Source organism: Mycobacterium sp. NPDC050041 (assembly GCF_049541695.1).
Lineage (GTDB): Bacteria > Actinomycetota > Actinomycetes > Mycobacteriales > Mycobacteriaceae > Mycobacterium.
Genome location: NZ_JBMVDG010000007.1, coordinates 271,973 through 293,605, shown reverse-complemented (window position 1 = coordinate 293,605; position 21,633 = coordinate 271,973). Strand labels below are relative to the sequence as shown.

21 protein-coding genes and 1 tRNA gene are annotated in these 21,633 nt (G+C 69.1%); 13 read left to right on the top strand and 9 right to left on the bottom strand.

Features of this window, described 5'->3' with window-relative positions; all coding sequences use genetic code 11:
• Window positions 1–26: 26 nt before the first annotated feature.
• From ACPCHZ_RS21855 to ACPCHZ_RS21845, 3 genes are all read left to right on the top strand, one after another.
• Window positions 27–99: transfer RNA gene (locus ACPCHZ_RS21855), tRNA-Arg, on the top strand.
• 374 nt (window positions 100–473) lie between these two features.
• On the top strand, window positions 474–1,262 hold the full coding sequence (locus ACPCHZ_RS21850) for a peptidoglycan-binding protein (RefSeq protein ID WP_423486644.1): 789 nt from the start codon (window positions 474–476) through the stop codon (window positions 1,260–1,262).
• 32 nt (window positions 1,263–1,294) lie between these two features.
• Window positions 1,295–3,814, top strand: coding sequence for a M50 family metallopeptidase (locus ACPCHZ_RS21845; RefSeq protein WP_423486643.1), 2,520 nt, complete (start codon window positions 1,295–1,297; stop codon window positions 3,812–3,814).
• Window positions 3,815–3,880: 66 nt separating this feature from the next.
• Here the strand turns inward: ACPCHZ_RS21845 and ACPCHZ_RS21840 are convergent, their stop codons facing one another.
• Complete coding sequence (locus ACPCHZ_RS21840; protein ID WP_423486642.1) at window positions 3,881–5,593, bottom strand: PE-PPE domain-containing protein; 1,713 nt, start codon at window positions 5,591–5,593, stop codon at window positions 3,881–3,883.
• A 73-nt stretch (window positions 5,594–5,666) separates the two neighbouring features.
• On the bottom strand, window positions 5,667–6,089 hold the full coding sequence (locus ACPCHZ_RS21835) for a nitroreductase family deazaflavin-dependent oxidoreductase (RefSeq protein WP_423486641.1): 423 nt from the start codon (window positions 6,087–6,089) through the stop codon (window positions 5,667–5,669).
• A gap of 198 nt (window positions 6,090–6,287) precedes the next feature.
• On the opposite strand from ACPCHZ_RS21835, the gene ACPCHZ_RS21830 reads away from it, so the two are divergent.
• The 3 genes from ACPCHZ_RS21830 to ACPCHZ_RS21820 all read left to right on the top strand — a co-directional run bounded on the left by ACPCHZ_RS21830 (window position 6,288) and on the right by ACPCHZ_RS21820 (window position 9,421).
• On the top strand, window positions 6,288–6,986 hold the full coding sequence (locus ACPCHZ_RS21830) for a hypothetical protein (RefSeq protein WP_423486640.1): 699 nt from the start codon (window positions 6,288–6,290) through the stop codon (window positions 6,984–6,986).
• A gap of 90 nt (window positions 6,987–7,076) precedes the next feature.
• On the top strand, window positions 7,077–8,756 hold the full coding sequence (locus ACPCHZ_RS21825) for an ATP-binding protein (protein WP_423486639.1): 1,680 nt from the start codon (window positions 7,077–7,079) through the stop codon (window positions 8,754–8,756).
• Complete coding sequence (locus ACPCHZ_RS21820; protein ID WP_423486638.1) at window positions 8,738–9,421, top strand: response regulator; 684 nt, start codon at window positions 8,738–8,740, stop codon at window positions 9,419–9,421. Before ACPCHZ_RS21825 ends, ACPCHZ_RS21820 begins: the two co-directional genes overlap by 19 nt.
• Window positions 9,422–9,443: 22 nt before the next feature.
• Here the strand turns inward: ACPCHZ_RS21820 and ACPCHZ_RS21815 are convergent, their stop codons facing one another.
• Window positions 9,444–10,325 (bottom strand): LLM class flavin-dependent oxidoreductase, encoded by an 882-nt coding sequence (locus ACPCHZ_RS21815; protein WP_423486692.1) that lies wholly within the window; start codon window positions 10,323–10,325, stop codon window positions 9,444–9,446.
• A 47-nt stretch (window positions 10,326–10,372) separates the two neighbouring features.
• Between ACPCHZ_RS21815 and ACPCHZ_RS21810 the strand changes: the two genes are divergently transcribed.
• Entirely contained in the window at window positions 10,373–10,786 is a 414-nt protein-coding gene (locus ACPCHZ_RS21810; RefSeq protein ID WP_423486637.1) for a VOC family protein, read from the top strand.
• Between the two features lies 1 nt (window position 10,787).
• Here ACPCHZ_RS21810 and ACPCHZ_RS21805 read toward each other — a convergent pair whose 3' ends face one another.
• On the bottom strand, window positions 10,788–11,216 hold the full coding sequence (locus tag ACPCHZ_RS21805; protein WP_423486636.1) for a DoxX family protein: 429 nt from the start codon (window positions 11,214–11,216) through the stop codon (window positions 10,788–10,790).
• Between the two features lie 142 nt (window positions 11,217–11,358).
• Between ACPCHZ_RS21805 and ACPCHZ_RS21800 the strand changes: the two genes are divergently transcribed.
• From ACPCHZ_RS21800 to ACPCHZ_RS21775, 6 genes are all read left to right on the top strand, one after another.
• Complete coding sequence (locus ACPCHZ_RS21800; protein ID WP_423486635.1) at window positions 11,359–12,681, top strand: sensor histidine kinase; 1,323 nt, start codon at window positions 11,359–11,361, stop codon at window positions 12,679–12,681.
• On the top strand, window positions 12,669–13,313 hold the full coding sequence (locus tag ACPCHZ_RS21795; protein ID WP_423486634.1) for a response regulator transcription factor: 645 nt from the start codon (window positions 12,669–12,671) through the stop codon (window positions 13,311–13,313). Before ACPCHZ_RS21800 ends, ACPCHZ_RS21795 begins: the two co-directional genes overlap by 13 nt.
• 22 nt (window positions 13,314–13,335) lie before the next feature.
• Window positions 13,336–14,226: a hypothetical protein gene (locus ACPCHZ_RS21790; protein WP_423486633.1), complete on the top strand. Its 891-nt coding sequence runs from the start codon at window positions 13,336–13,338 to the stop codon at window positions 14,224–14,226.
• Window positions 14,227–14,569: 343 nt separating this feature from the next.
• Window positions 14,570–15,343 carry a hypothetical protein gene (locus ACPCHZ_RS21785; protein ID WP_423486632.1) on the top strand — a complete coding sequence of 258 codons (774 nt, stop codon included), beginning with the start codon at window positions 14,570–14,572 and terminating at the stop codon, window positions 15,341–15,343.
• A gap of 107 nt (window positions 15,344–15,450) precedes the next feature.
• Complete coding sequence (locus tag ACPCHZ_RS21780) at window positions 15,451–15,840, top strand: VOC family protein (RefSeq protein ID WP_423486631.1); 390 nt, start codon at window positions 15,451–15,453, stop codon at window positions 15,838–15,840.
• On the top strand, window positions 15,837–16,910 hold the full coding sequence (locus ACPCHZ_RS21775; protein ID WP_423486630.1) for a dihydrodipicolinate reductase: 1,074 nt from the start codon (window positions 15,837–15,839) through the stop codon (window positions 16,908–16,910). Before ACPCHZ_RS21780 ends, ACPCHZ_RS21775 begins: the two co-directional genes overlap by 4 nt.
• Here the strand turns inward: ACPCHZ_RS21775 and ACPCHZ_RS21770 are convergent.
• From ACPCHZ_RS21770 to cysD, 5 genes are read right to left on the bottom strand one after another with little or no spacing between them, the layout of a single operon-like run.
• Window positions 16,907–17,386: an Rrf2 family transcriptional regulator gene (locus tag ACPCHZ_RS21770; protein ID WP_269892194.1), complete on the bottom strand. Its 480-nt coding sequence runs from the start codon at window positions 17,384–17,386 to the stop codon at window positions 16,907–16,909. The two genes, ACPCHZ_RS21775 and ACPCHZ_RS21770, sit on opposite strands and share 4 nt — an antisense overlap.
• Before the next feature lie 10 nt (window positions 17,387–17,396).
• Window positions 17,397–18,062 (bottom strand): pyridoxamine 5'-phosphate oxidase family protein, encoded by a 666-nt coding sequence (locus tag ACPCHZ_RS21765; RefSeq protein ID WP_423486629.1) that lies wholly within the window; start codon window positions 18,060–18,062, stop codon window positions 17,397–17,399.
• Window positions 18,059–18,796: a 3'(2'),5'-bisphosphate nucleotidase CysQ gene (locus tag ACPCHZ_RS21760; RefSeq protein WP_364973960.1), complete on the bottom strand. Its 738-nt coding sequence runs from the start codon at window positions 18,794–18,796 to the stop codon at window positions 18,059–18,061. Before ACPCHZ_RS21760 ends, ACPCHZ_RS21765 begins: the two co-directional genes overlap by 4 nt.
• Complete coding sequence (cysN, locus tag ACPCHZ_RS21755) at window positions 18,793–20,637, bottom strand: sulfate adenylyltransferase subunit CysN (RefSeq protein WP_423486628.1); 1,845 nt, start codon at window positions 20,635–20,637, stop codon at window positions 18,793–18,795. The genes ACPCHZ_RS21760 and cysN overlap by 4 nt, the downstream gene beginning before the upstream one ends.
• Before the next feature lies 1 nt (window position 20,638).
• Window positions 20,639–21,568, bottom strand: coding sequence for a sulfate adenylyltransferase subunit CysD (cysD, locus tag ACPCHZ_RS21750; protein ID WP_364973965.1), 930 nt, complete (start codon window positions 21,566–21,568; stop codon window positions 20,639–20,641).
• Between the last annotated feature and the right edge of the window lie 65 nt (window positions 21,569–21,633).

The following is a 21,633-nucleotide window of genomic DNA, read 5'->3' as shown; positions in this document are numbered from 1 at the left end:
TCTTGGCCCAACGGCGCATCGCGTGCGCCCCCGTAGCTCAGGGGATAGAGCGTCTGCCTCCGGAGCAGAAGGCCGCAGGTTCGAATCCTGCCGGGGGCACCCAGTCCACATCGGCTTCCATTCACGTCGCTCCGAGACTCTTGGCGAGCCGACGCTCCGTCAACATCGCGCCAACTTCGAGGCCCAGGCTTCTCCTTTGCCGACTCAACGGCGCCCGACTGGCGTCATTCAGCTAATCCGGTACAGCGCACTCGTCGCACCGAAACGCATTTCTACATGCGCTGAACAACGCACAATCCGCCGCCCGGGTTAATTAGCTCATTATCGCTTCTAGCAGCCCTATCGGAAAGATGTTGAAATTTCCGGTCATTTATTCATTGATCTTGGGCGCGAATGGGTACGTCTCTCGGCACCATTCTGATGACCAGTAGCTCCGGCGTCAGCAACGTCGGACACGGCGACGGGAGACCGCGATGAGTAGCCAGGGACTGACACCGGAGGAAATCGAGGCGGAGGTCGCCACGGCGCTTCCGGACAAAGAGGTCGTGACGATCCTCGACCTCAACGTCGACGTGGACGTGTTCATCGACGCCGCCGCGCCGATCGACCTGGCCGCGGCGGCTCAACTCAACGTCGCAGCACCGCTCGAAGCTTCGGCAGCGGCCAACGTGTTGTCGCAGGACTCCGGTGCGCAGGCCGAGACCATCCAGACCGCATCGGTCAACCAGGTGCTGCTGGCCGATGCCTACGCGCAGGCCGACCAATCCAGCGACATCGGCCAAGCGGATGAGGCCGACGGCGATCCCGCGCCGCCCCCGCCCGACGATGGTGGCACGGTCGAGGTCGGCGACCTCGCCACGCTCGAAGGCCCGCTGCTGAACGTCGATGTCAACGTCGACCTCGACACCGACCTGGCGGCACCGATCGCCGGCGCCGTCGCCGCCAACGCCAATGTGGCCGCGCCGATCGATGCGGCCGTCGCCGCGAACGTCGGTTCAACCAATTCGGACGCCATCGCGTTCTCCAACCAGGATGCCGTCATCAACCAGCGCCTCGAGGGTGTCGCCAGCGCGAACGCCGTTCAGGACTCCACCATCGACCAGGGCACCACACAGCCCGACACCACCGCCGACGACTCCACATCGGGAGAGTCGAACAGCACCACAAGTGCTGGCACTTCAGGTGATTCGAGTGGTGGAACCGACGGCGGCGGGACGTCTGGTGGTGACAGTTCCGGCGGTAGCACCACCTCCAACGGCTGACGTCACGGCCCGCTGACACGAGGAGCACCCAGGTGACCGCGACCACCGACGGCGCAGGCCCGACACGGACGGCCCTTCGTCGCGCGGATGGTGTCGAGCTGATCGGGGAGATGGCGGGCTCGGGATATCGGGTCCCGCCGTCCCTCGTTCGCCGCGCCGACGGGCAGACCATTCAGCTCACGCCGCTGCTGTACGCGACGCTGCGGGAGATCGACGGTCACCGTCCTCCGGAAGAAGTGGCCGCCGCGGTATCCGCGTCGACGGGCCGGACCGTGAGCGAGGACAACGTCCTGCACTTCTGCGATCAGCAACTGCGGCCGCTGGGTCTACTGGTCGGCGTGGACGGCTCCGAGCCCACAGTCGCCAAGCGGAACCCTCTCCTGGGCTTGCGATTTCGCTATGCGGTCACCGAGCCCGACCGCACCCGGCGGCTGACCGAACCGTTCCGGTTCCTGTTCCGGCCGGTGATGGTCTTGCCGGTGCTCGCGGCCTTCGCCGTTGTCTGTTGGTGGGTGTTCTTTCGCAAGGGACTCGCCGCGGCCGCATATGACGCCTTCGAGCGGCCAGGGCTGCTGATCCTGGTCTTCGTCGTCACTGTGCTGTCAGCGGGATTTCACGAGTTCGGGCACGCGGCTGCCGCCAGATACGGCGGCGCCACACCCGGGGTCATGGGATTCGGGCTCTACCTGGTGTGGCCCGCGTTCTACACCGATGTCACCGATTCCTACCGCCTCGGTCGCGCTGGACGCCTGCGCACCGATCTCGGTGGGTTGTACTTCAACGCCATTGTCGCGGTGGCGATCACCGGTGTGTGGCTGGGACTGCGCTACGACGCGCTGCTGCTCGTCGTCGCGACCCAGATCATCCAGATGCTCCGTCAGCTCGCACCGCTGGTGCGATTCGACGGCTACCACGTCCTGGCGGACCTCACGGGCGTGCCGGACCTCTACGGCCGCATCAAGCCGACGCTGCTCGGCGTATTGCCGTGGCGGTGGCGTGATCCGCAGGCACGGGCACTGAAGCCGTGGGCTCGAATCGTGGTGACCGTGTGGGTTCTGGTCGTCGTCCCGATGCTGATCGCCTCCCTCGCCGTGGCGGTCTACGCCCTGCCCCGTCTGATCGGCACCGCTTGGGCGAGCCTGAACAAGCAGCAGGACGTCTTCGCCGCGGCCTGGACCGACGGCGACTTCATCCAGGCCGCCGCCCGGGTGCTCGCCATGGTCGCGATAGCGATTCCGATGGCAGGAATCATCTACCTGCTGATCCGGGTCGTCCGCCAGATGGTCCAAGGCGTCCGGCACGCGACGACGGGTAGGCCCGCGCTGCGCCTACTGGCGGTCGTCTGCGGCGCGGCCGTGGCGGCCGGGGTGGCCGTCACGTGGCTCGACCAGGAGAACTACCGGCCGATCCAGGCGAGTGAACGCGGGACGATCGGTGACATCGCGTTCGCGCTCGGCGTCGATCGACTGGGCGAACCCCGGACCGTCACCGAGGCGCCGCAGCCGGTCGCGAGCACGAGGCTCGTCCCCGGGGGACGCGGAGTCATCCAGGCGCTCTGGGACACCAGCACCCCGCCGCCGACCCAGAGCTCGCCACAACTCGCGGTCATCCTCGTCCCCAAAGCGGCGCCGACCGCGGTGGAGAGCAATGGCGGCGGCGGATACATCGCGAACCCTGCTGCTGCGCAGGCTGCCGACGAAGGCTGGGTGTTCCCGGTCGACAAGCCGCTCGCCCCGGACCCGGGTGACAACCAGGCCCTCGCCGTGAACACCACCGACGGCACGATGGAATACGAGGCGGCGTTCGCCATGGTCTACGTCGAAGGATCGGAGGCGATGAACGTCAACGAGGCGCACGCCTACGCCTCGTGCAATTCCTGCGGCGCGGTCGCCGTCGCCTACCAGGTGGTGATCGTCATCGACGAGGACGCCACGGACGACAACGTCGCCGTACCGCAGAATCTGGCGGGCGCGCTCAACTACGAATGCGTCAACTGCCTGACCTATGCGCTCGCACGGCAGCTGTTCGTCACATTGGACGAGCCGCTGTCGGAGGACGCCACCGCGAAGATCGACGCCGTCTGGAAACGAATCCAGGCCTACGAAGCGCAGATCGAGAAGGGCAAGGTGGACCCGGACGACATCGCCCCCCAACTCGACGCCTTCACCAACGAGATCAAGGCGATCATCGAGGCGGACCAGCCGGGAACCTTCCCGTCACCGACATCGACCGCGCCGCCGACGACCACCGCGCCGAGTACGACGGTCGCCGCCACGACATCAGCGCCGCCACCGTCGACCGAACTGACCGAACCGACGGCCACGACGGGCGCCACGGCGCCCACCGAAACCGCCGTGGACGAGACGGCCACCAGTGCCCCTGCGGCGCCTGAGGATTCGGCTACTGCCGAACCGGCCACCGAGGCCCCGACCGGCGCCGAGGACTCTTCGACCGACTCGACGTCGGACGCCACGCAGGACGGCACGGGCTCGGACAGCTCCACGTCAGATGCCGGCGGATCAGGCGACACGTCGGGCAGCACGTCCGGGTAGCGGCGGCGCTGATCACCGCCGGCCTTGATGGATGGGCGGACTACTCGACGCCCGCGAGGCGGGCGGTCAAGCCGCCGCCTTGTCGTCGTTGGTTTCGGCGTCGTTCTTCTCGGCGTCGTTCTTCTCGGCGTCCTTCTTGTCGCCGTCCTCGGCCTCGGCGTCCTTCTTCTCAACGTCGCCCGGCGTGACGTCCTTCTTCTCGTCGTCTCCGGGCGTGACGTCCTTCTTGTCACCGTCTCCGGGCGTGACGTCCTTCTTGTCACCGTCGCCCGGCGTGACGTCACCCGTGATGACGACCTGGTCGCCCGTCGGCGCCTGGGGCGTGATCGTCTTCTCGGGCACTGCAACCGGCTGAACAAGGGGCACCTCGGTAACCAGCTGAACCGCCGGCTTCTCGGTCACGATCTCGGCCTGCCCAACGTCTGAGACGACGGACACCTGGTCGACGACCTGCGGCACGGGAATCGGGGCGCCCTTCGGTGCCTCCACGAGATCAGGCACCAACCGGAGCTTCCCGAGCGCGTCCTCCGGTGCCGGCGTCTCCTCGTGGGGAGCCGTCTCGATGTCGGTCGGCGCCGGTGCCATCCGAAGCGTCGACAGCGGCTCCTGTGTCGTCACCGGGTCTACCGTGGCGTCCACACCGAAGTTGCCGAGGAAGGCCTCGATGCCCTGGATCGCTGCCGCGATCAGCTTCACGCCGACTTCGAGCCAGTTCTGATTCGGGTTGAACGGCAGGATCGACAGGCTCTGTGGCGTGTCGGGGTTGCCGCTCCAGTCGTAGCCGAGGTCGATGATCACCTTGGCCATCGGCGCCAGCAGGTCGACGAACGGTTTCACGAAAGGCTTGATGCCTGCCGAGTCGGCCAGACTCAGGATCAGGTCGGCAAGCGGCAGCGACTTCGCCGGGATCATGATGTACCGGTTGCCGTTGATGGGATCGCCGCCGCCGTAGCGGACGTTGGCCGGATCGGCGAGCGCCGCCTCCAGTTCCTCCTGCGTGTACCCGTAGGGCAGTGATCCACTGCCCGGGCGGTTCGGGCCTGCCAGGTACTGACCGTGGACGGTGTCGAACGCAGCCAGCGCGTTCAGCACCGCGAGAGGGTTGCCCCAGTACTTCGGGGAGTACACCACCGGGTCGTACTCGAATCCGATGACGGTGGTCTTGATCCCGCTGTCCGTGATCATCGGCGGACCCAGCGTCGCGTCGAGGAGAACCTGGGTGAGCAACGAGAACGGGCTGAGCCGCGGCCACAGCCCGCCGTCGGGATTGGCGATGCTGCCGATCATGACGACCTCGACACGCCCTTTCTGCTGGGCGTTCAGCCGCGTGGCCAATGCGCGCATCTCGTTGGAGACGACCTGGCCGCCCTGCGAGTAGCCGAAGATCACGAGTTGCTCGTCGTTGTCGGCGTTGTCGGCCAGCCACTCATTGACCTTCGCGTCGAGATCCTCAACGCCCTTCTCCACGGACACGTTCCACGTGTCGCAGCCATTCGCTCCGGATCGGCACCAGCCGGGGATTGGCAACGGCCAGAACGACGCGGGGTACTCGATGCTCTCGAGCGTGCAACTGCCGGGCTGACACGCGGTGTCGCCCAGGTAGTAGTCACGCACGTTCTCCATGTACGGGAGGTCGGCGACGGGTGTGCCGGTGCCCGGCACGATCAGGGCAGTGGCAGCAAGGCTGACCGCCGCGGTGACCGCCATCGCGGCGCCGAGGAAGACGGCGCCCAGCACCCCGAGCAGGAACAACACGACGCTCCGCATTGCTTTACGCATGTGACAACGATCACACACGCCGCGGGGCGACGATGGCGGATCCAGAATTTGCCGAGGCGGATTCCTCGGGTGACTACTCGACGATGAAGACCGGGATCTGCCGCGTCGTCTTGGTCTGGTACTCCGCGTACGGCGGATAGGCCTCGACGGCCAGCTTCCACCAGTGCTCGCGCTCTTCACCCTCGATCTCGCGCGCGGTGCCGGAGAACACCCTGTCGCCGTCCTGGACGGTCACCGCGGAATTGGCCTTGACGTTGAAGTACCAGCTCGGGTGCTTGGGGTCGCCGCCCTTGGACGCCACCATGGCGTACTTGCCGTTCTCCTCGACGCGCATCAGCGGCACGTAGCGCTTCTTGCCGGACTGCGCGCCGGTCGTCGTGAAGAGGACGATCGCGCGGTCGAGAACCTCGACGCCGTCCGTGCTGCCCTGCGCCAAGATGCGCTCGGTCTGTTCGCGTACCCAGTCGGTGGGGCTCAGTTCCGGTTGATCGGTCACGGTTCACCCAACCACAGCCACCCCGTGGGCTATTCCGCGGGACACCTCGCACCACTCGACGAGCACAATGCGCAGAACCGGCTTATCGCACGCTGCGCGGGTTGTGAGCACAAGCGCGCCAACGCCATTCGCACTCCCTAGCTTCGGATGTGACGCCGTCAGGAATCCCCCTGGAGGCCGACGACCGAGGAGCATCCCATGTCGACATACGACCCGAACACCCGCACCGAGAGCTGGTGGAACCCGCCTACCCGCCCCGCAGGCGTGTACCGCTTCGAACCGGCCGCCGCGACCGCGGCGCAGCCGACCCCGGCCCTCGCCGCACCACCGCCGTATGCGTGGTCTGCCGAGCCCGTCGCCGCCGAGTATCCGGCGCCCGCGCGGACGACGCGTTCTCTTCGGCCGGCGGCCCTGATCGCCGGTGCCGGTGGGGTCGCGGCGGTCGCCGCCACGCTGGCACTCGTCTTCGGCACGCCTCACACCGCCACCGCCGCCCCGGTCCCCGCTGCACCAGCGCCGGCAGCGGCCGCCCAACCCGCTGCGCCACCCCCACCGCCTCCGGCGCCGGCGCCCCCGCCGGCCCCCGCGGCCGCGCCCGCGATCCGGGCGGCGTCGGTGTCGTCGGCCCCGCCCCGCCGACAGGTCAGCCAGGCTGCGCAAGCGGACACGTCGTCCCATGAACCCGCACCTGCGCCGCCGAGCCCGCCCGATCCGTCCACGCAGTTCCAGCAGCACGGATACCAATGGCAGCCGTGGCGTGACACCTCGCGGCCCGACTGGGATTGGCGGTCGTTCCGGTCACACTCCGACCATTCGCGCGACCGCTCGGACTTCCGGCACGACGACCACGACTCGTTCCGTGGCCACGATCAGCGGTCCGGCGGACAGGACTCCTGACCACGCCCGCACCGGAAGTCGATGCCGACGGCGGCCTGCCACCCCGATTCTCCCGGGTTGCGCCCAAAACTGCAGGTAGGCTTCCGGGCCATGGCCAGGAAGGGCCGGATCGACGCGCGGCTCGCGACGCAGGTGCTCGTGCTGCAGTTCGCGGTGGTGGCGATCACCTTGGTCGCCGCGTTCGTGATGTTCGCGGTGCTCGGTCACCAGGAACTCCGCCAGGAATACGGTCTGCGCGCGCTCGACATGGCCCGCGTGCTCGCCGCAGCGCCCGCGGTGCGAGCCGACGTCACCGCGCTCGACGCGCAGCCGGGCCCGCTGGTGCCCTCCGCACTCGCCAAAGGCCCCCTGCAGACCGTCGCCACCCAGGTTCGGCAGCGCACCGACATGCTCTTCGTCGTCATCACCAACGACGAGGGCCTGCGACTGGCCCATCCGGACGTCGCCGAACTGGGAAAACGGACGAGCAGCGACCCGTCGCAGGCACTCGCCGGGCGCGAGGAAGTGGAACACGAGACCGGCACCCTCGGTCCATCGGTGCGAGCGAAAGTTCCCGTCTACGCACCGGATTCGCAGCGCGTGGTCGGCGAGGTCAGCGTCGGGGTGTCGACCAGGGCGGTGCATGAACAGCTGTGGAGCAACCTCCGCGCCTCGGCGCTGCTGGGTGGGGTGGCCCTGCTGCTCGGAGCGGTGGGATCCGTGCTGTTGGCGCGCCGCTGGCGCTCCCTGACGCTGGGACTGCGGCCCACCGAGATGGCCGAGATGGTCCGGGTCCAGGCGGCGGTGCTACACGGGATCGGCGAAGGCGTCGTCGCCGCGGATGCCGACTGGCGAACGGCATTCGTCAACGACAAGGCCTGCCGACTACTGGGAATCGGCGACGCACGGGGCCGGCCCGTGACCGACATCGGCCTGACGCCGCGGGTGCTCGCGGTATTCCGCGCCGCGGACCCCACCCCGACGCTGGCCACCGTCGGGGAGCATGTCGTCGTGGTCTCGGCCAGGCACGTCGAACGCAATGGGCGGAACCTCGGCACCGTGCTGGTGGTGCGGGACCGCACCGACGTCGAATCGCTGACGCGCCAGCTCGACGCCGTCCAGCTGATGAGCAGCGCGCTACGCGCTCAGCGCCACGAATTCGCCAACCGACTGCACCTGCTCAACGGCCTGCTGCACGCCGGGCACACCGACGAGGCGGCGAGTTATGTCGAGGAGCTGCTCGGCACCGGACCACTGGGCTCGGCTGTGCCGGGCATGGACGCGGTGCGCGACCCGTACCTGCAGGCTTTTCTCGCCGCGAAGGCAGCTGCCGCACGCGAAGCAGGTGTCACGCTCACGATCGGCGAGAACACCTGGGTCGCCGGGCGGTTGGCGCTGCCGGTCGACGTCACCACGGTGCTCGGCAACCTGGTGGACAACGCCATCGATGCGACGAGAAGCGCCTCGGGGGCGGTCAAGGAGGTCGAAATTGAACTGCTGCAGGAGAATTCGACGCTGCACATCACGGTCGCGGACAGCGGCTCCGGGGTGAAGGCCGAATTCGTCGACCAGCTCTTCGTCGAAGGCACCACCACCAAACCCGATTCCGGCATCCCCGGCGGACGCGGTATCGGGCTGGCCCTGTCCCGCCAGCTCAGCCGGGCACTCGGTGGCGAGCTGTTCCTGTCGAGTGCCGGTGACCCCGACGCCCGGCTGTGCGGCGCAGAATTCATCGCCCGACTGCCGGGAGTCATGATTGAGGAGGAGGCACAGTGGACGCCCCAGAATTGACGGTCCTCGTGATCGACGACGACTTTCGAGTGGCCAACATGCACGCCGAGATCGTCAAGGCGCTACCGGGATTCACCGTCGTCGAGACGGTGACCACGCTGGCGGCCGCGCGCCGGGTCGGTCCTGTGGACCTCGCCCTGGTCGACGTGTACCTGCCCGACGGGTCGGGCGTCGACTTCGTGCGTGAGCTGGCCGGTGACGCGATGATGCTCACCGCAGCCACCGAGTCGCGCACCGTGCGGGCCGCGATCGCCGCCGGCGCGCTCGGCTTTCTGGTCAAGCCCTTCCCGCCCACCGAGTTGGCCGCCCGGCTGGCCGGCTATGCGCGGTATCGCCGAATCCTCGCGGCCCAGACGCTGAGCCCCGCCGCCATCGACGCGGCCATCGACGCGCTGCGCCCGAAGATCGCGCCGGCGCCACAGTCCACGGCACCGCAGTCCCCCACCAGGAAGCTCGTGCTGCAGGCGTTGCACGGTGCCGAACACCCGTTGTCCGCCGCGGAGGTGGCCGATGTGACAGGGGTGTCGAGGGCGACGGCTCAGCGCTACCTGGCGACACTCACCGGTGCCGGCGAGGTGACCGTCGGCTTGAGGTACGGCACCACCGGTCGTCCAGAGCAGGAGTTCACCGCGGCGGCCGAACGACCGCCGCGCCCACGCCGCTGACGCGGCAACACCGACGGCCCGGTCACGCGAACGCCCCGACCGCGTCGGCCACCCGGCGGAGTTGGTCGATGTCGCTGCTCGTCGGGATCAGGTGCACCTCGTCGGTGCCGAGGTCGGCGAACTTGCCGAGCACCTCGACGAGTTGTCGCTCCGTGCCGGCGAATCCGGTGGTCGGGGCCATCGCGTCGACGTATTCGGCGGGAATCCAGTTCATGTACCGCCGCAGATGCCGGTGCACCTGCCCGCGCGCGACGTCGTCGTCACCGATGGCGAACCAGAACGAGGTACCCAGATGCGGCGCCGGCTTGCCCGCCTGCGCCCACGCATCGCGGGCGACGTCGAACAGCTCGCGCTGCTTGCCGAGGTCCATGTCGAGCGTGATGCCGGCCAGTCCCCGTGCCCAGGCGGCCGCGCTGCGCACGGTCTTCGGGCCGATGCTGCCGATGAGCAGTTCGGGCCCACCGGCCTGCACCGGCGACGGCCCCACCGGCAGCACGGAATCGGTGACCTTCTCCCCGGCCCACACCCGCTTCATCACCGCCACCCGCCGGGCCATCTCATGCATCGTCTGCGTCGCGGGATCCGCGCCTGCGGCCACGTAGTCCTCGTGGCGGCCACCGACGCCGATGCCGACCGTCAGGCGACCGCCGCTGAGCATGTCTCCCGTCGCCAGACCCTTGGCCAGCATCACCGGGTCGTGGAGTTGAGGCACCACGACGGTGGTCACCAACCGGACCCGTTCGGTCCAGGCCGACAGGGCGCCCAGCAGGGTCAGGCTGTCCGGATTGTCGAACGCGACGCGCTCGCCCCAGCACAGCGACGAGAACGGCCCCCCGTCGATCACTTCGGCCCAGGCGCGCAGCAGGGCCGCATCGAGGTTCGGCTCCATCACCGGCATGGTCATCCCAATCTGCACGCGGCGATTCTGGCACGGGTGGCAGCATCCAGGGCATGGCAATCGACGCATCGACCATCGGGCACATCAGGCTCACTGTCACCGACATCGACCGCTCGCGGCAGTTCTACGAGCAGGTGTTCGACTGGCCGGTGGCCCTCGAGATGCCCGCCGATGCCGACGCGACGACCCGGGAACGGCTGCACTTCCTGTTCGGCGGCGTCCTCTACCGCGTCGGTGATCTGCTCATCGGCCTGCGGCCCGTCGGCACCGACCGGTTCGACGAGGACCGCACGGGCCTGGACCACCTGGCGTTACGGGTGTCCAGCCGCGACGCGCTGGATCAGGCCGCGCGTCACCTGGACGGCCTCGGCATCGCCCACGAGCCGGTCAAGGCCATCGGGCACGGCTGGATCCTCGAGTTCCGCGACCCCGACAACATCGCGCTGGAGCTGATCGCCGAGGCGTAGGTCAGCGCCGCAGGCCCGCGACGGCGAGCAGCTGTGGCCGACGCAGCAACAGTCCCACCCACAGCAGCACACCGACGTACACGGCGAACAGCGTGTGGGAGAACAGTGGCGCCTCGACCCGCATGTTGGCGGTGACCGCGCCACCGAGGTAGGCGGTGATGCCGAGTGCCCCGAGCACAGCGGTCCGCGGAATCGCCCATACCGCAACGCATATCGTCAGCACGATGCCCATCACCAGCGCCTGCCCCTGCGGGAATCCGAGGGCGGCGGTGCCCTCTTCGACCTGGGACGCACCAGCGAGCTTGCCCAGCGCGTCGAACACCAGGAACGCCCCGACGAGGACGCTGATCGCGACGCCGGCGCGTCGGCCGGCCCGGCTGCCCGCGGCGCCGACGGCGTTGCTGTGCGGTGATGATGCGGCGACGGTCATGATGTGCTCCTCGGGTCCGGACTGATGTGTCACAGAGCAGACCGGGCGTCGCCGCGGAATTCATCGGTGCGGGGGTTTCCCCTACCGGATCAACGGGGAAACACTGTGTCGCGCGCCCCAGCGACTCCATAGGTTTGGGGGCATGGTCGCAGTCACCTCCAACCCCTCACCGGTGCCCGACGCCGCCGCCGGGAGCACCGAGCCCACCGCCGGCGACGTCACGCCGGCCGTCCGCCACCTGGGTGTGACGCCGACGGCGTCGATGATCACCGGCGCCGCGATCGCCCTCGTGTGGTTCTGGATTCCGCTCGCCATCCTGGTCCTGGGTGTCTCGTCGATCCCCTCGGGCGTCGGGTTCGTGCTCGCGGCCGTGGTTTTCATCTATCTGATGCGCGGTGTCGAACGACTCGAACGGCTGCGCAGTGAGGCGGTCTTCGGCATGGGCATCGGCGTGCCGGCACGCAAGGTGTCGCAGTACAGCGGATTCCAGCGCTGGCTGCACCAGCAGTGGCTCGACTTCAGCAGCGCACGGTTCTGGAAGGGCGTGGCACACCACTACCTGCGGATGGCGTACGACATGACGGCTGTCGGCGCCGCATTCGCGCTGACCGCCTTCGCCTTTCTCGCACCTCCGGCGGCGATGGCCGTCAGCGCCAGCGGCGACGACGCCGGCCTGCCTTCCCTGCCGCCGGTGCTGGCGTGGTTGCTCGCCGCCGTCGCGGTGCTCGCCGCCGTCGCCATCCTGGTCTTCGCGCCATGGCTCGACGCCAGGATCGACCGCTGGCTGCTGTCGCCGTCACCGACCGCCGCACTGCAGCACCAGGTGAGCGCACTGGCCGATGCCCGCTGGGGCGCGGTCTCCTCAGCGCAGACCGAGCGACACCGCATCGAGCGCGATCTGCACGACAGCGTGCAACCCCGCCTGGTGGCCCTGGCGATGACGATCGGCCTCGCGCAGACCAAGCTCGACACCGATCCGCCCACCGCCAGACAGCTCATCGCCGAGGCCCACGACGACGCCAAGAGCGCACTCGTCGAACTGCGCAACGTGGTGCGCGGCATCGCCCCCACGATCCTGTCCGACCGTGGTCTCGACGCGGCGCTGTCGTCGGTGGTGCAGCGATCCGCCGTTCCGACCACGCTCGACCTGCAACTGCCCCGCCGGCTGCCCGACGAGGTGGAGGCGTGCGCCTACTTCGTGGTGGCCGAGGCACTCACCAACGTCGCCAAACACGCGCAGGCCACCCAGGCGGTGGTCACGGTGCGGCTCGACGAGGTGTCGAACCAGTTGCACGTCAACATCTTCGACAACGGCCACGGTGGCGCCGGCATCACGGCGGACGACAACGCCACCGGCTTGCGCGGGCTCGACGAGCGGGTGCGGGCCGCCCGCGGCGCATTCACCGTCTCCAGCCCGGCGACCGGGCCCACCAACGTCACGGCGGTGCTGCCATGCGCGTCGTGATCGCCGAGGACTCCGCACTGCTGCGGGCCGGCATCGAGCGCATCCTCACCGACTCCGGGCACGACGTCGTCGCCGGCGTACCCGACGCCACCAACCTGCTGCGACTGGTCAACGAGCAACGTCCCGACCTCGTCATCGTCGACGTGCGGATGCCGCCGACCTTCACCGACGAAGGCATCCGCGCGGCCGCGCTACTGCGCAGCCAGAACCCCGAGTCGCCGGTGCTGGTGCTGTCGCACTACGTCGAGGAACGGTATGCCGCCGAGTTGATCGCCTCGGACACAAAAGGATTCGGCTATCTGCTGAAGGACCGGGTGGCCGATGTGCCCGCGTTTCTCGACGCCGTCGACGTGGTGGGCGGGGGAGGCACCGTGCTCGATCCAGAGGTGGTGTCGCAGATCCTGGTCCGTTCGCACCGGCGCAGTGTCCTCGAGCAGCTGACACCGCGCGAACTCGAGGTGCTGCAACTGATGGCGGAGGGTCGGACCAACTCCGCCATCGCCACCGCGCTGCACGTCTCGGTCGGCTCGGCCGAGAAGCACATCGCGTCGATCTTCACCAAGTTGAACCTGACGCCCGACGAGGGTGAGAACCGCCGCGTGCTGGCGGTGCTGCGCTACCTCGAGTCATGACCCACCCGGAAGGACCCTGCGCATGACCACCATCGCTCCCCCGACGCCCGCACCGGCCGGACCGCCGCCCGCCATGACGCCCGGCGGCCGTAATGCTCTGCGCGGGGCCCTGATCGCCGTCGCCGCGCTGCTGGTGATCGGCAGCGTGGTGGCGTTCGGCATCACCGCGTGGGGCGTCAGCACGGTCCGTGTGGTCGCCGACAGCCAGAACCTGCCGGCCGCGATGCGCTCGCTGGTCATCGACACCGCCGACGTGCCGGTCGCCATCCGCATCACCGCGGATCGGGCGGCCCGCGAACCGCGGGTAGATCTGCGACTGGTCAACACCAACGGCGGCGGCGAGCACCGGCTCGCGGTGACCGGCGGCGGCGCCGAGCGGCGGGTGACGATCGATGGGTCACCCTCGCCGATGCTGCCGTGGGCGCGTGGCGGCGAGGTCACCGTGACCCTGCCGCCGGATCAGGCACGCAGGCTCACCGTGCGGACCCAGCAGAAGACCGGCGTGGTGCTGGCGCAGGCCGACGTCGACCAGTTGATCGCACGCACCGACGACGGGGCGGTCGTCCTCAGCGGTGCCGCGCGCAGGATCGAGGTGCACACCGTCGACGGCGAGGTGACCGCGCACGACCCGATCTCGGTACGCGAGCAGTTCAGCGCCGTCACCTCCGACGGAGACATCGCGGTCGACTTCCGAGACACCGCACCGCGGATCGTCGACGCGGTGAGCCGCAACGGCGACGTGGTGATCGGACTGCCCGGACGCGGCCCCTATCTGGTGCGCGCACAGTCGGGTGAGCCGGCGACAGTCTCAGTGCCCGAGACCGATGACCCAACCGCCGCCGTCGGCGACATCACCGCGCGTTCCGACACCGGCGACGTCGTGATCGAGGGCGTGCACTTCCACCGCCGCTGAGTCGTCCCGCAAACCCAGGCCTCGGACAAGGGACTCGGCGCCGCCCGGCACGTTCACGCGCTGTCGGCGTTCGGCGACGGCGGTTGGACCGACCACTCAAGCATCCGATGCGGGTGACTGTGAGCGCCGGCCCGTGGAGGTTCCGGTCATCTACCAGGCGAAATATCGACCACCCCGTCAATATTCGTCGGCGGTGACGTCCGGCATCGACCTCCGCACGCCGGCGCCGAATTGACCTTGTTTCCTGAACAAACAACGAGCCGGCGTGCCACGATAAGCGGAATTACGTCGACATCGGCAAACGCCGGGACGGCTCGTTGGGTCCGCACGTGAGGAGCAGTGGATGGGTTGGGCGACGACTTCGGGACTCCGCGGCGCGATGGCCAGAACAAGTGTGGTCGTCGCAGGCATCGGCATCGCCGCCGCCAGCGCGATGGGCACCGCGAACGCACAGCCGAACCCGAACGATCCGGAATGCCAGCTGAAGCCGTGGCTGGCCAGGTGCCTGGACAACCCACCGGGGCCCGACGACCCCGCGCCGCCGCCGCCTCCTCCCCCCGGTTCTGGCATCCCGACTGGGCCTGCGGATACCGCATGCATCAGCCAACCCACCAATCCGATCTGTGCCGGCGGCCCATACGCGCCCCCGACACCACCACCTCCGCCGCCACCTCCTGGTGCGCCGCCACCACCACCTCCCCCGCCGCCACCACCGGGCGGCGCCGTCGCTCCGCCACCGGTCGCGCCACCGCCGCCACCCATCGCGCCGCCACCCGTCGCGCCGCCGCCGCCGCCCATCGCGCCACCGCCATTGGCACCGCCGCCGATCGCGCCACCGCCGATGGGCGGACCGGCCGGTTTGGGCGGACCTGCCGGCATCCCCGGCATGGGTGGACCCGGGGGCATCCCGGGCATGGGCGGGCCTGCCGGCATCGGCGGCCTGGGCGGGCCTACCGGTATCGGCCACATCGGCGCGCCCGGTGGCATGGGCGGCGGCATGGGGATGGGCGGCCTCGGCCACATCGGCATGGGCGGCGGCATCCACACCGGCGGCTTCGGCGGCGGCATGCACGCGGGCGGGATGGGCATGGGCATGGGCGGGCCGGGCCACATCTAGGCACGCCCGTCAGCGCACCGCCATCTCGAACAGCGGCATGTCCTGCGGTCGGCACTGAGCTCGTGCATCCTTGCCCCCGCGGCGCCGCACTGCTTGACTGATGTGACATGGCAATCACGTTCAACCACACCATCGTCGCCGCACGGGACCGCCAAGAGTCGGCGACCTTCTTCACCGACCTGTTCGGTCTTCCCGCCGCGCAGGAGTTCGGACCGTTCCTCGCCGTCACGCTCAACCACGGTGTCAGCCTCGACTACGCACAGGCCGCACCGGAGGACGACATCCACCCTCAGCATTACGCGTTCCTGGTGTCCGAGGACGAGTTCGACGCGATCTACGGCCGGATCCGGCAGCGGGGCATGCCGCACTGGGCCGACCCGCGGGGATCGCACCCCGGTGAGATCAACCACCACGACGGCGGCCGCGGGGTCTACTTCCAGGATCCGTCCGGCCACTACCTCGAGATCATCACTCGCCCATACGGATCAGGCAGTTGACCACCCGACCGCCCTACCGGGTGATCCAGTGGGCCACCGGAGCGGTGGGCAACGAGATCCTCGCCGCCGTCCTGGACCGGTCAGACCTCGAGCTGGTCGGCGTGCGGGTCTACTCCACGGACAAGGACGGCGCCGACGCCGGCACCCTCATCGGTCGCGCACCCGTCGGCGTCACCGCCACCACCGACGTCGAGGCGATCGTGGCCCTCGACGCTGACTGCGTGGTCTACACACCGCGCATCGTCGACCTCGACGACGTGTGCGCGCTGCTGGCCAGTGGCAAGAACGTGGTCACCACCGCCTTCCTGTTCCACCCCGACCGGATGCCCGTCGCCGACCGCGACCGTCTGCTCGACGCCTGCACGAAGGGCGCCAGCAGTGTGCACGGCAGTGGGATCAACCCCGGAAATCTCTCGGGCGCACTGCCGCTCGCGCTGTCGGGCATGTGCCGCACCATCGAGCGGATCACACTGCAGGAGCGGGCCGACTGGTCGGTCTACGACAGCACGGCCATCACGTTCGACAACATGTGCTTCGGCCGCCCGGTCGACGAGATCAGCCCCACCGCAACCGATTTCCTCGCCTTCAACAGCGGAATCTTCACCGAGCAGGTGTGGCTGCTGGCCGACGCGCTACACGCGGGCGTCGACGAGGTGACGGCCACCGTCGAGGCCGTCGGGGCCGTCGAGGACCATCAGATCTTCGACCACCTGCTGCGCGCCGGCACCACCGCGGGCCAGCGCTGGAACTGGGTCGGCCGCCGCGGCGGCCGGCCACTCGTCGAGATCGAGACGCTGTGGACGGTGGGCAACGAGTACCCGTCGCACTGGCCGAAGCCGCAGCACGGGTGGACGCTGACCATCGAGGGCGATCCGTCCATGCGCACCCACTTCATCTCGCTCGCGAGCTTCAACCGCACGGCCACCATGGCCGAGCACGTCAACGCCGCCAACATCGCCACCGGCATGCAGATCCTCAACGCCGTACCCGCGGTGTGCGAGGCACCGGCGGGCTTCGCCACCACGGCGACACTGCCGCTGATCCGCAGCGCCCGCGGCTTCGGGAACTAGACCGGCGGGTGGTGACCCCGCTGTCGTTCCTGGCCGAGATAGTCGGTGGCCAACGCTGCCACGTGCCCGGGTAGCGCCCCGGAGGCCACGTCGGCCAGCGTCGTCTGCTCGAGCACCGAACGCATGCTCGCCCGCAGTGCGCGCCACACGTCGGTGAGCGCCGCCGTGGGGCCCGAGTACGGCAGATCGCCGAGGCCGATGTCGCGCACACTGGCCAGCGGTCCGTCGATGCAGCGCAGCACGTCGGCCAGGCTGATCTCCGCTGCCGGGCGTGCGAGTTCGTAGCCACCCTCACGGCCGCGATAGCTACGCACCAACCGGTCGGTGCGAAGGTCGGACAGGATGTCGACGAGGAACTGTGCAGGGATGCCCTGCGCCTTGGCGAGATCGTCGGTCTTGACCACGACGCCCTCGTCCGTCGTGGCCAACTGCACCATGGCCCGGACGGCGTACTCCGCCTTGGCCGACATCCGCATGCCCGACACGTTAGTAGCCGCCGGCGGGGCTGTTTCGCCCGGACAGCGTGCGCACCGACTCCGGCACCGGCGTGGCGGGGTCACAGTCCGGCGCGGTCAGGGCAGCGCCGTAGCTCACCGACATCGGCACGACCCCCGCCCAGCCGCCTGCGGCGATGTCGTCCTCGGGGTCCTCGGGCCAGCCCGCGCTGACCTTCAGCGACCAGTTGTCGGTGCCGATCGGCATCCGCAGTGCCACGGTCGCGGCCAGTTCCTTCCGCGTGCTGGGCCGCAGCTCGGCGACCCGGCCCGGGACGAACGTGTCGGTCAACGTCTCCAGGCAGGCCGGCTTCTCGTCGTCGGGGACGCGGTCGAACACGCCGAAGAGGACGGCGCTGCGGTACCGGAAGGACGATTCGAAGGCGCTGCGGGCGACCACGACCCCGTCGAGCGTGGTCACCGAGACCGCTGCCGGGGCGCCGGCCGACAGCGCGCGCAACCACGGTGAGCCCGTCGACCCGTGGATGACGAGATGGTCACCGACGCGCGCGAACCCCGTCGGGAACATCACCGGATGCCCGTCGCGCACCAGCGCCACGGTGGCCAGCGGTGTGGCGGCCAGCAGTTCGTCGAGAGCGGCCCGCGACGTGGTCTGCTTGCCGCTGAGCCGGGTGACCTTCGTCGAGGGCTGCGTCATTCTCCGAGCGTAGTGACGGCCAGCACGGCCGCGGCGAGTTCGGGGCGGCACACCACCAGATCGGGCAACTTCGGATCGGCCGCGTTGTACCGCAGCGGCGACCCGTCGATGCGCGACGTGTGCAGACCGGCCGCACGCGCGACCGCCACCGGGGCGGCCGAATCCCACTCGTACTGACCGCCCGCATGCACGTACACGTCGCTGCGGCCCTGCACCACCGACGCCACCTTCGCACCGGCCGAACCCATTTCGACGAGCTCGCCACCGAGCGCGTCGCGCACCGCGAGCGCGATCGCCGGCGGCCGGGTGCGCGACACCACGATGCGCGGCGGGCCGTCTACGGCGCCCGGCAGGGCCACCTCGGGTGTGGCGAACGTGGTGTTCTGCGCGGGCAGGGCGACGGCGCCCGCCACCAGTTCGCCGTCCTGCCAGAGGGCCACGTGCACCGCCCAGTCGTCGCGGCCGAGTTCGGAGAACTCGCGGGTGCCGTCCAGCGGGTCGACGATCCAGACCCGTTGCGACCGCAGCCGGACCGGATCGTCGGCGCCCTCCTCGGAGAGCACCGCGTCAGCGGGCCGCGCGGATGCCAGCTCCGTCATCAGGAAGTCGTGGGACCGCTTGTCCCCCGCGGCCTTCCGCTCGGCGACCTCGGCGTCGGCGAACTCGGCCCGCACGTCGAGCAGCAGGTCGCCCGCCCTGGTCGCAAGCCGGGCGGCCAGCTCATGGTCGTTCACTCGCGGCTCTCCAGCAGATCGATCACCATGGCCGCGAGTTCATCAGGCGTGTGATCGGACGTCAACCGCAGGTCGGGGTTCTTCGGCCGCTGGTACGGGCTGTCGATCCCGGTGAAGTGGGTGATCTCCCCGGCGCGGGCCTTCTTGTACAGCCCTTTCGGATCACGCCGCTCGCAATCCTCGAGCGGGGTGTCACAGAACACCTCGAAGAAGTCCGTGCCGGCCTCGGTGTGCACCCGGCGCGCGAGCTCCCGGTGCTCTTCCAGCGGACTGATCGCCGGCACCAGCACGATCTGCCCCGAATCGGCGAGCAGCGTGGCGACGTGTGACAGCCTGCGGAGGTTCTCCGCGCGGTCGGCCATCGAGAAGCCGAGGTCGGCGTTGAGCCCGTGCCGCAGGTTGTCGCCGTCGAGAACGTAGGCGGGCACGCCCTTCTCCAGCAGCTTCTGCTCCACCAGCATCGCCACCGACGACTTGCCCGCCCCCGAGAGGCCGGTGAACCACACCGTCCTGCCCCGGGTGAGCCGGTCCTGGGTGCTCACCAGCGACTCGTGCCGCACCGTGTTGGGGCTGGCGACGTCGTTGCGGTTGTCGCGCAGCACCATCCCGGCCGCCACGGTGCCGTTGGTGTTCGGGTCGATCAGGATGAACGAGCCGGTGGCCGCATTGCGGCTGTACTCGTCGAGCAGCAACGGAACCTGGCTGCGCAGCGAGATGCGGCCCAGCTCATTGAGTTTCAGCGCGGTTGCGGACTTGTCGCGGTGCAGGGTGTTCACGTCGAGCCGGTAGTCAAGCGCGACCACCTTCACCCGCGTCGTGCGGGTGGTCTGCTTGATCAGGTACTCCCGGCCGGGTTCCAGCGACTCCTCGTCGGCCATCCAGCAGACCGTGGCGTCGAAATCGCGCGCCACCCTCGGCTGATTGTTCGGCCGGGCGATCAGGTCGCCGCGCGAGATGTCGATCTCGTCGGCCAGGCTGACCGACACCGCCATCGGCGGGAACGCCTCGTCGACGGGGCCGCCGGGTCCCTCGATCGCGGTGATGTGCGACGTCTTGCCCGACGGCAGCACCACCACGTCGTCGCCGGTGCGCATCACGCCACTGGCCACGGTGCCCGCGTAGCTGCGGTGGTCCTGGTGCTCGTGGGTCTGCGGCCGGATGACGTACTGCACCGGGAAGCGGACGTCGATCAGGTTGCGGTCACCGGCGATGTAGACCTCTTCGAGGTGCGACAGTAGCGCCGGGCCGTCGTACCACGGCGTGGCGGCGGACTTCGTCACGACGTTGTCGCCGAGCAGGGCCGAGAGCGGGATCGTCGTGACGTCGTGGATGTCCAGGCGTGCTGCGAAGTCGTGGAAGTCGTCGCGGATCTTCTCGAACTGCTCTCTGTCCCAGCCGATCAGGTCCATCTTGTTCACCGCGAGCACGATGTGCTGGATGCCCAGCAGCGACGCCAGGAACGCATGCCTGCGCGACTGCTCGAGCAGGCCGTGCCGGGCGTCGACCAGGACGATCGCCAGCTGCGCCGTCGAGGTGCCGGTGACCATGTTGCGGGTGTACTGGGTGTGCCCGGGGGTGTCGGCGATGATGAATTTCCGCTTGGGCGTGGCGAAGTAGCGGTAGGCGACGTCGATCGTGATGCCCTGTTCCCGCTCGGCGCGCAGGCCGTCGGTGACCAGGGCGAGGTCGGTGTAGTCGTTACCGCGCTCCTTGGAGGTGCGCTCGACGGCTGCGAGCTGGTCCTCCATCACGGCTTTGGAGTCATAGAGCAGCCGGCCGATCAGTGTCGACTTGCCGTCGTCCACCGAGCCCGCGGTCGCGAGCCGAAGCAATGTCGCCATGTCAGAAGTAGCCCTCTCGCTTGCGGTCCTCCATGCCGGCCTCGGAGATCCGGTCGTCGGCGCGGGTGGCGCCCCTCTCTGTGAGCCGGGAGATCGCGGTCTCGGCGATCACTTCGTTGACGGTGGCGGCGGTCGACTCGACGCATCCGGTGCAGGTGACGTCGCCGACGGTGCGGAACCGCACGGTCTTCTCCACGACGTCCTCGTCCTTACGCGGCTGCAGGTACCGGTGCACGGCCAGCCACATGCCGTCGCGCTTGAACACCTTGCGCTGATGGGCGTAGTAGATCGACGGCAGCGCGATCTTCTCCGCACCGATGTAGGACCAGATGTCGAACTCGGTCCAGTTGGACAGCGGGAAGGCGCGGATGTGCTCGCCCTTGTGGTGGCGGCCGTTGTAGAGGTTCCACAGCTCGGGCCGCTGCGCCTTGGGGTCCCACTGGCCGAACTCGTCGCGGAAGGAGAACACCCGCTCCTTGGCTCGGGCCTTCTCCTCGTCTCGGCGGGCACCGCCGAACGCGGCGTCGAACTTGTTCTCCCGAATTGCGCGCAGCAGAGTGAACGTCTGCATCGGATTGCGCGACGGGATGGTCTCGACCACGCGGCCTGCGTCGATGTCGTCCTGCACCTTGGCCACCACCAGCCGGACACCCGACGAGGCGACCAGGTCGTCGCGCGCCTGCAGCACCTCGTCGAAGTTGTGGCCGGTGTCGACGTGCATCACCGGGAACGGCAGGCGGCCTGGCCGGAACGCCTTCAGCGCCAGGTGCAGCATCACGATGGAGTCCTTGCCGCCGGAGAACAGCAGCACCGGCCGCTCGAACTCGGCGGCGACCTCGCGGATGATGTGGATCGCCTCGGCCTCCAGCACGCGCAGATGGCTCAGCTCGTACCGGGCCGTCTGGGCGAGGGTTTCCTGCGTCGCGGTCATCACTTCCCCATTAAGTTGGTAGAACTGACCGGGTTAATCTGCATAGGCGTTATGGAACCAGCCGA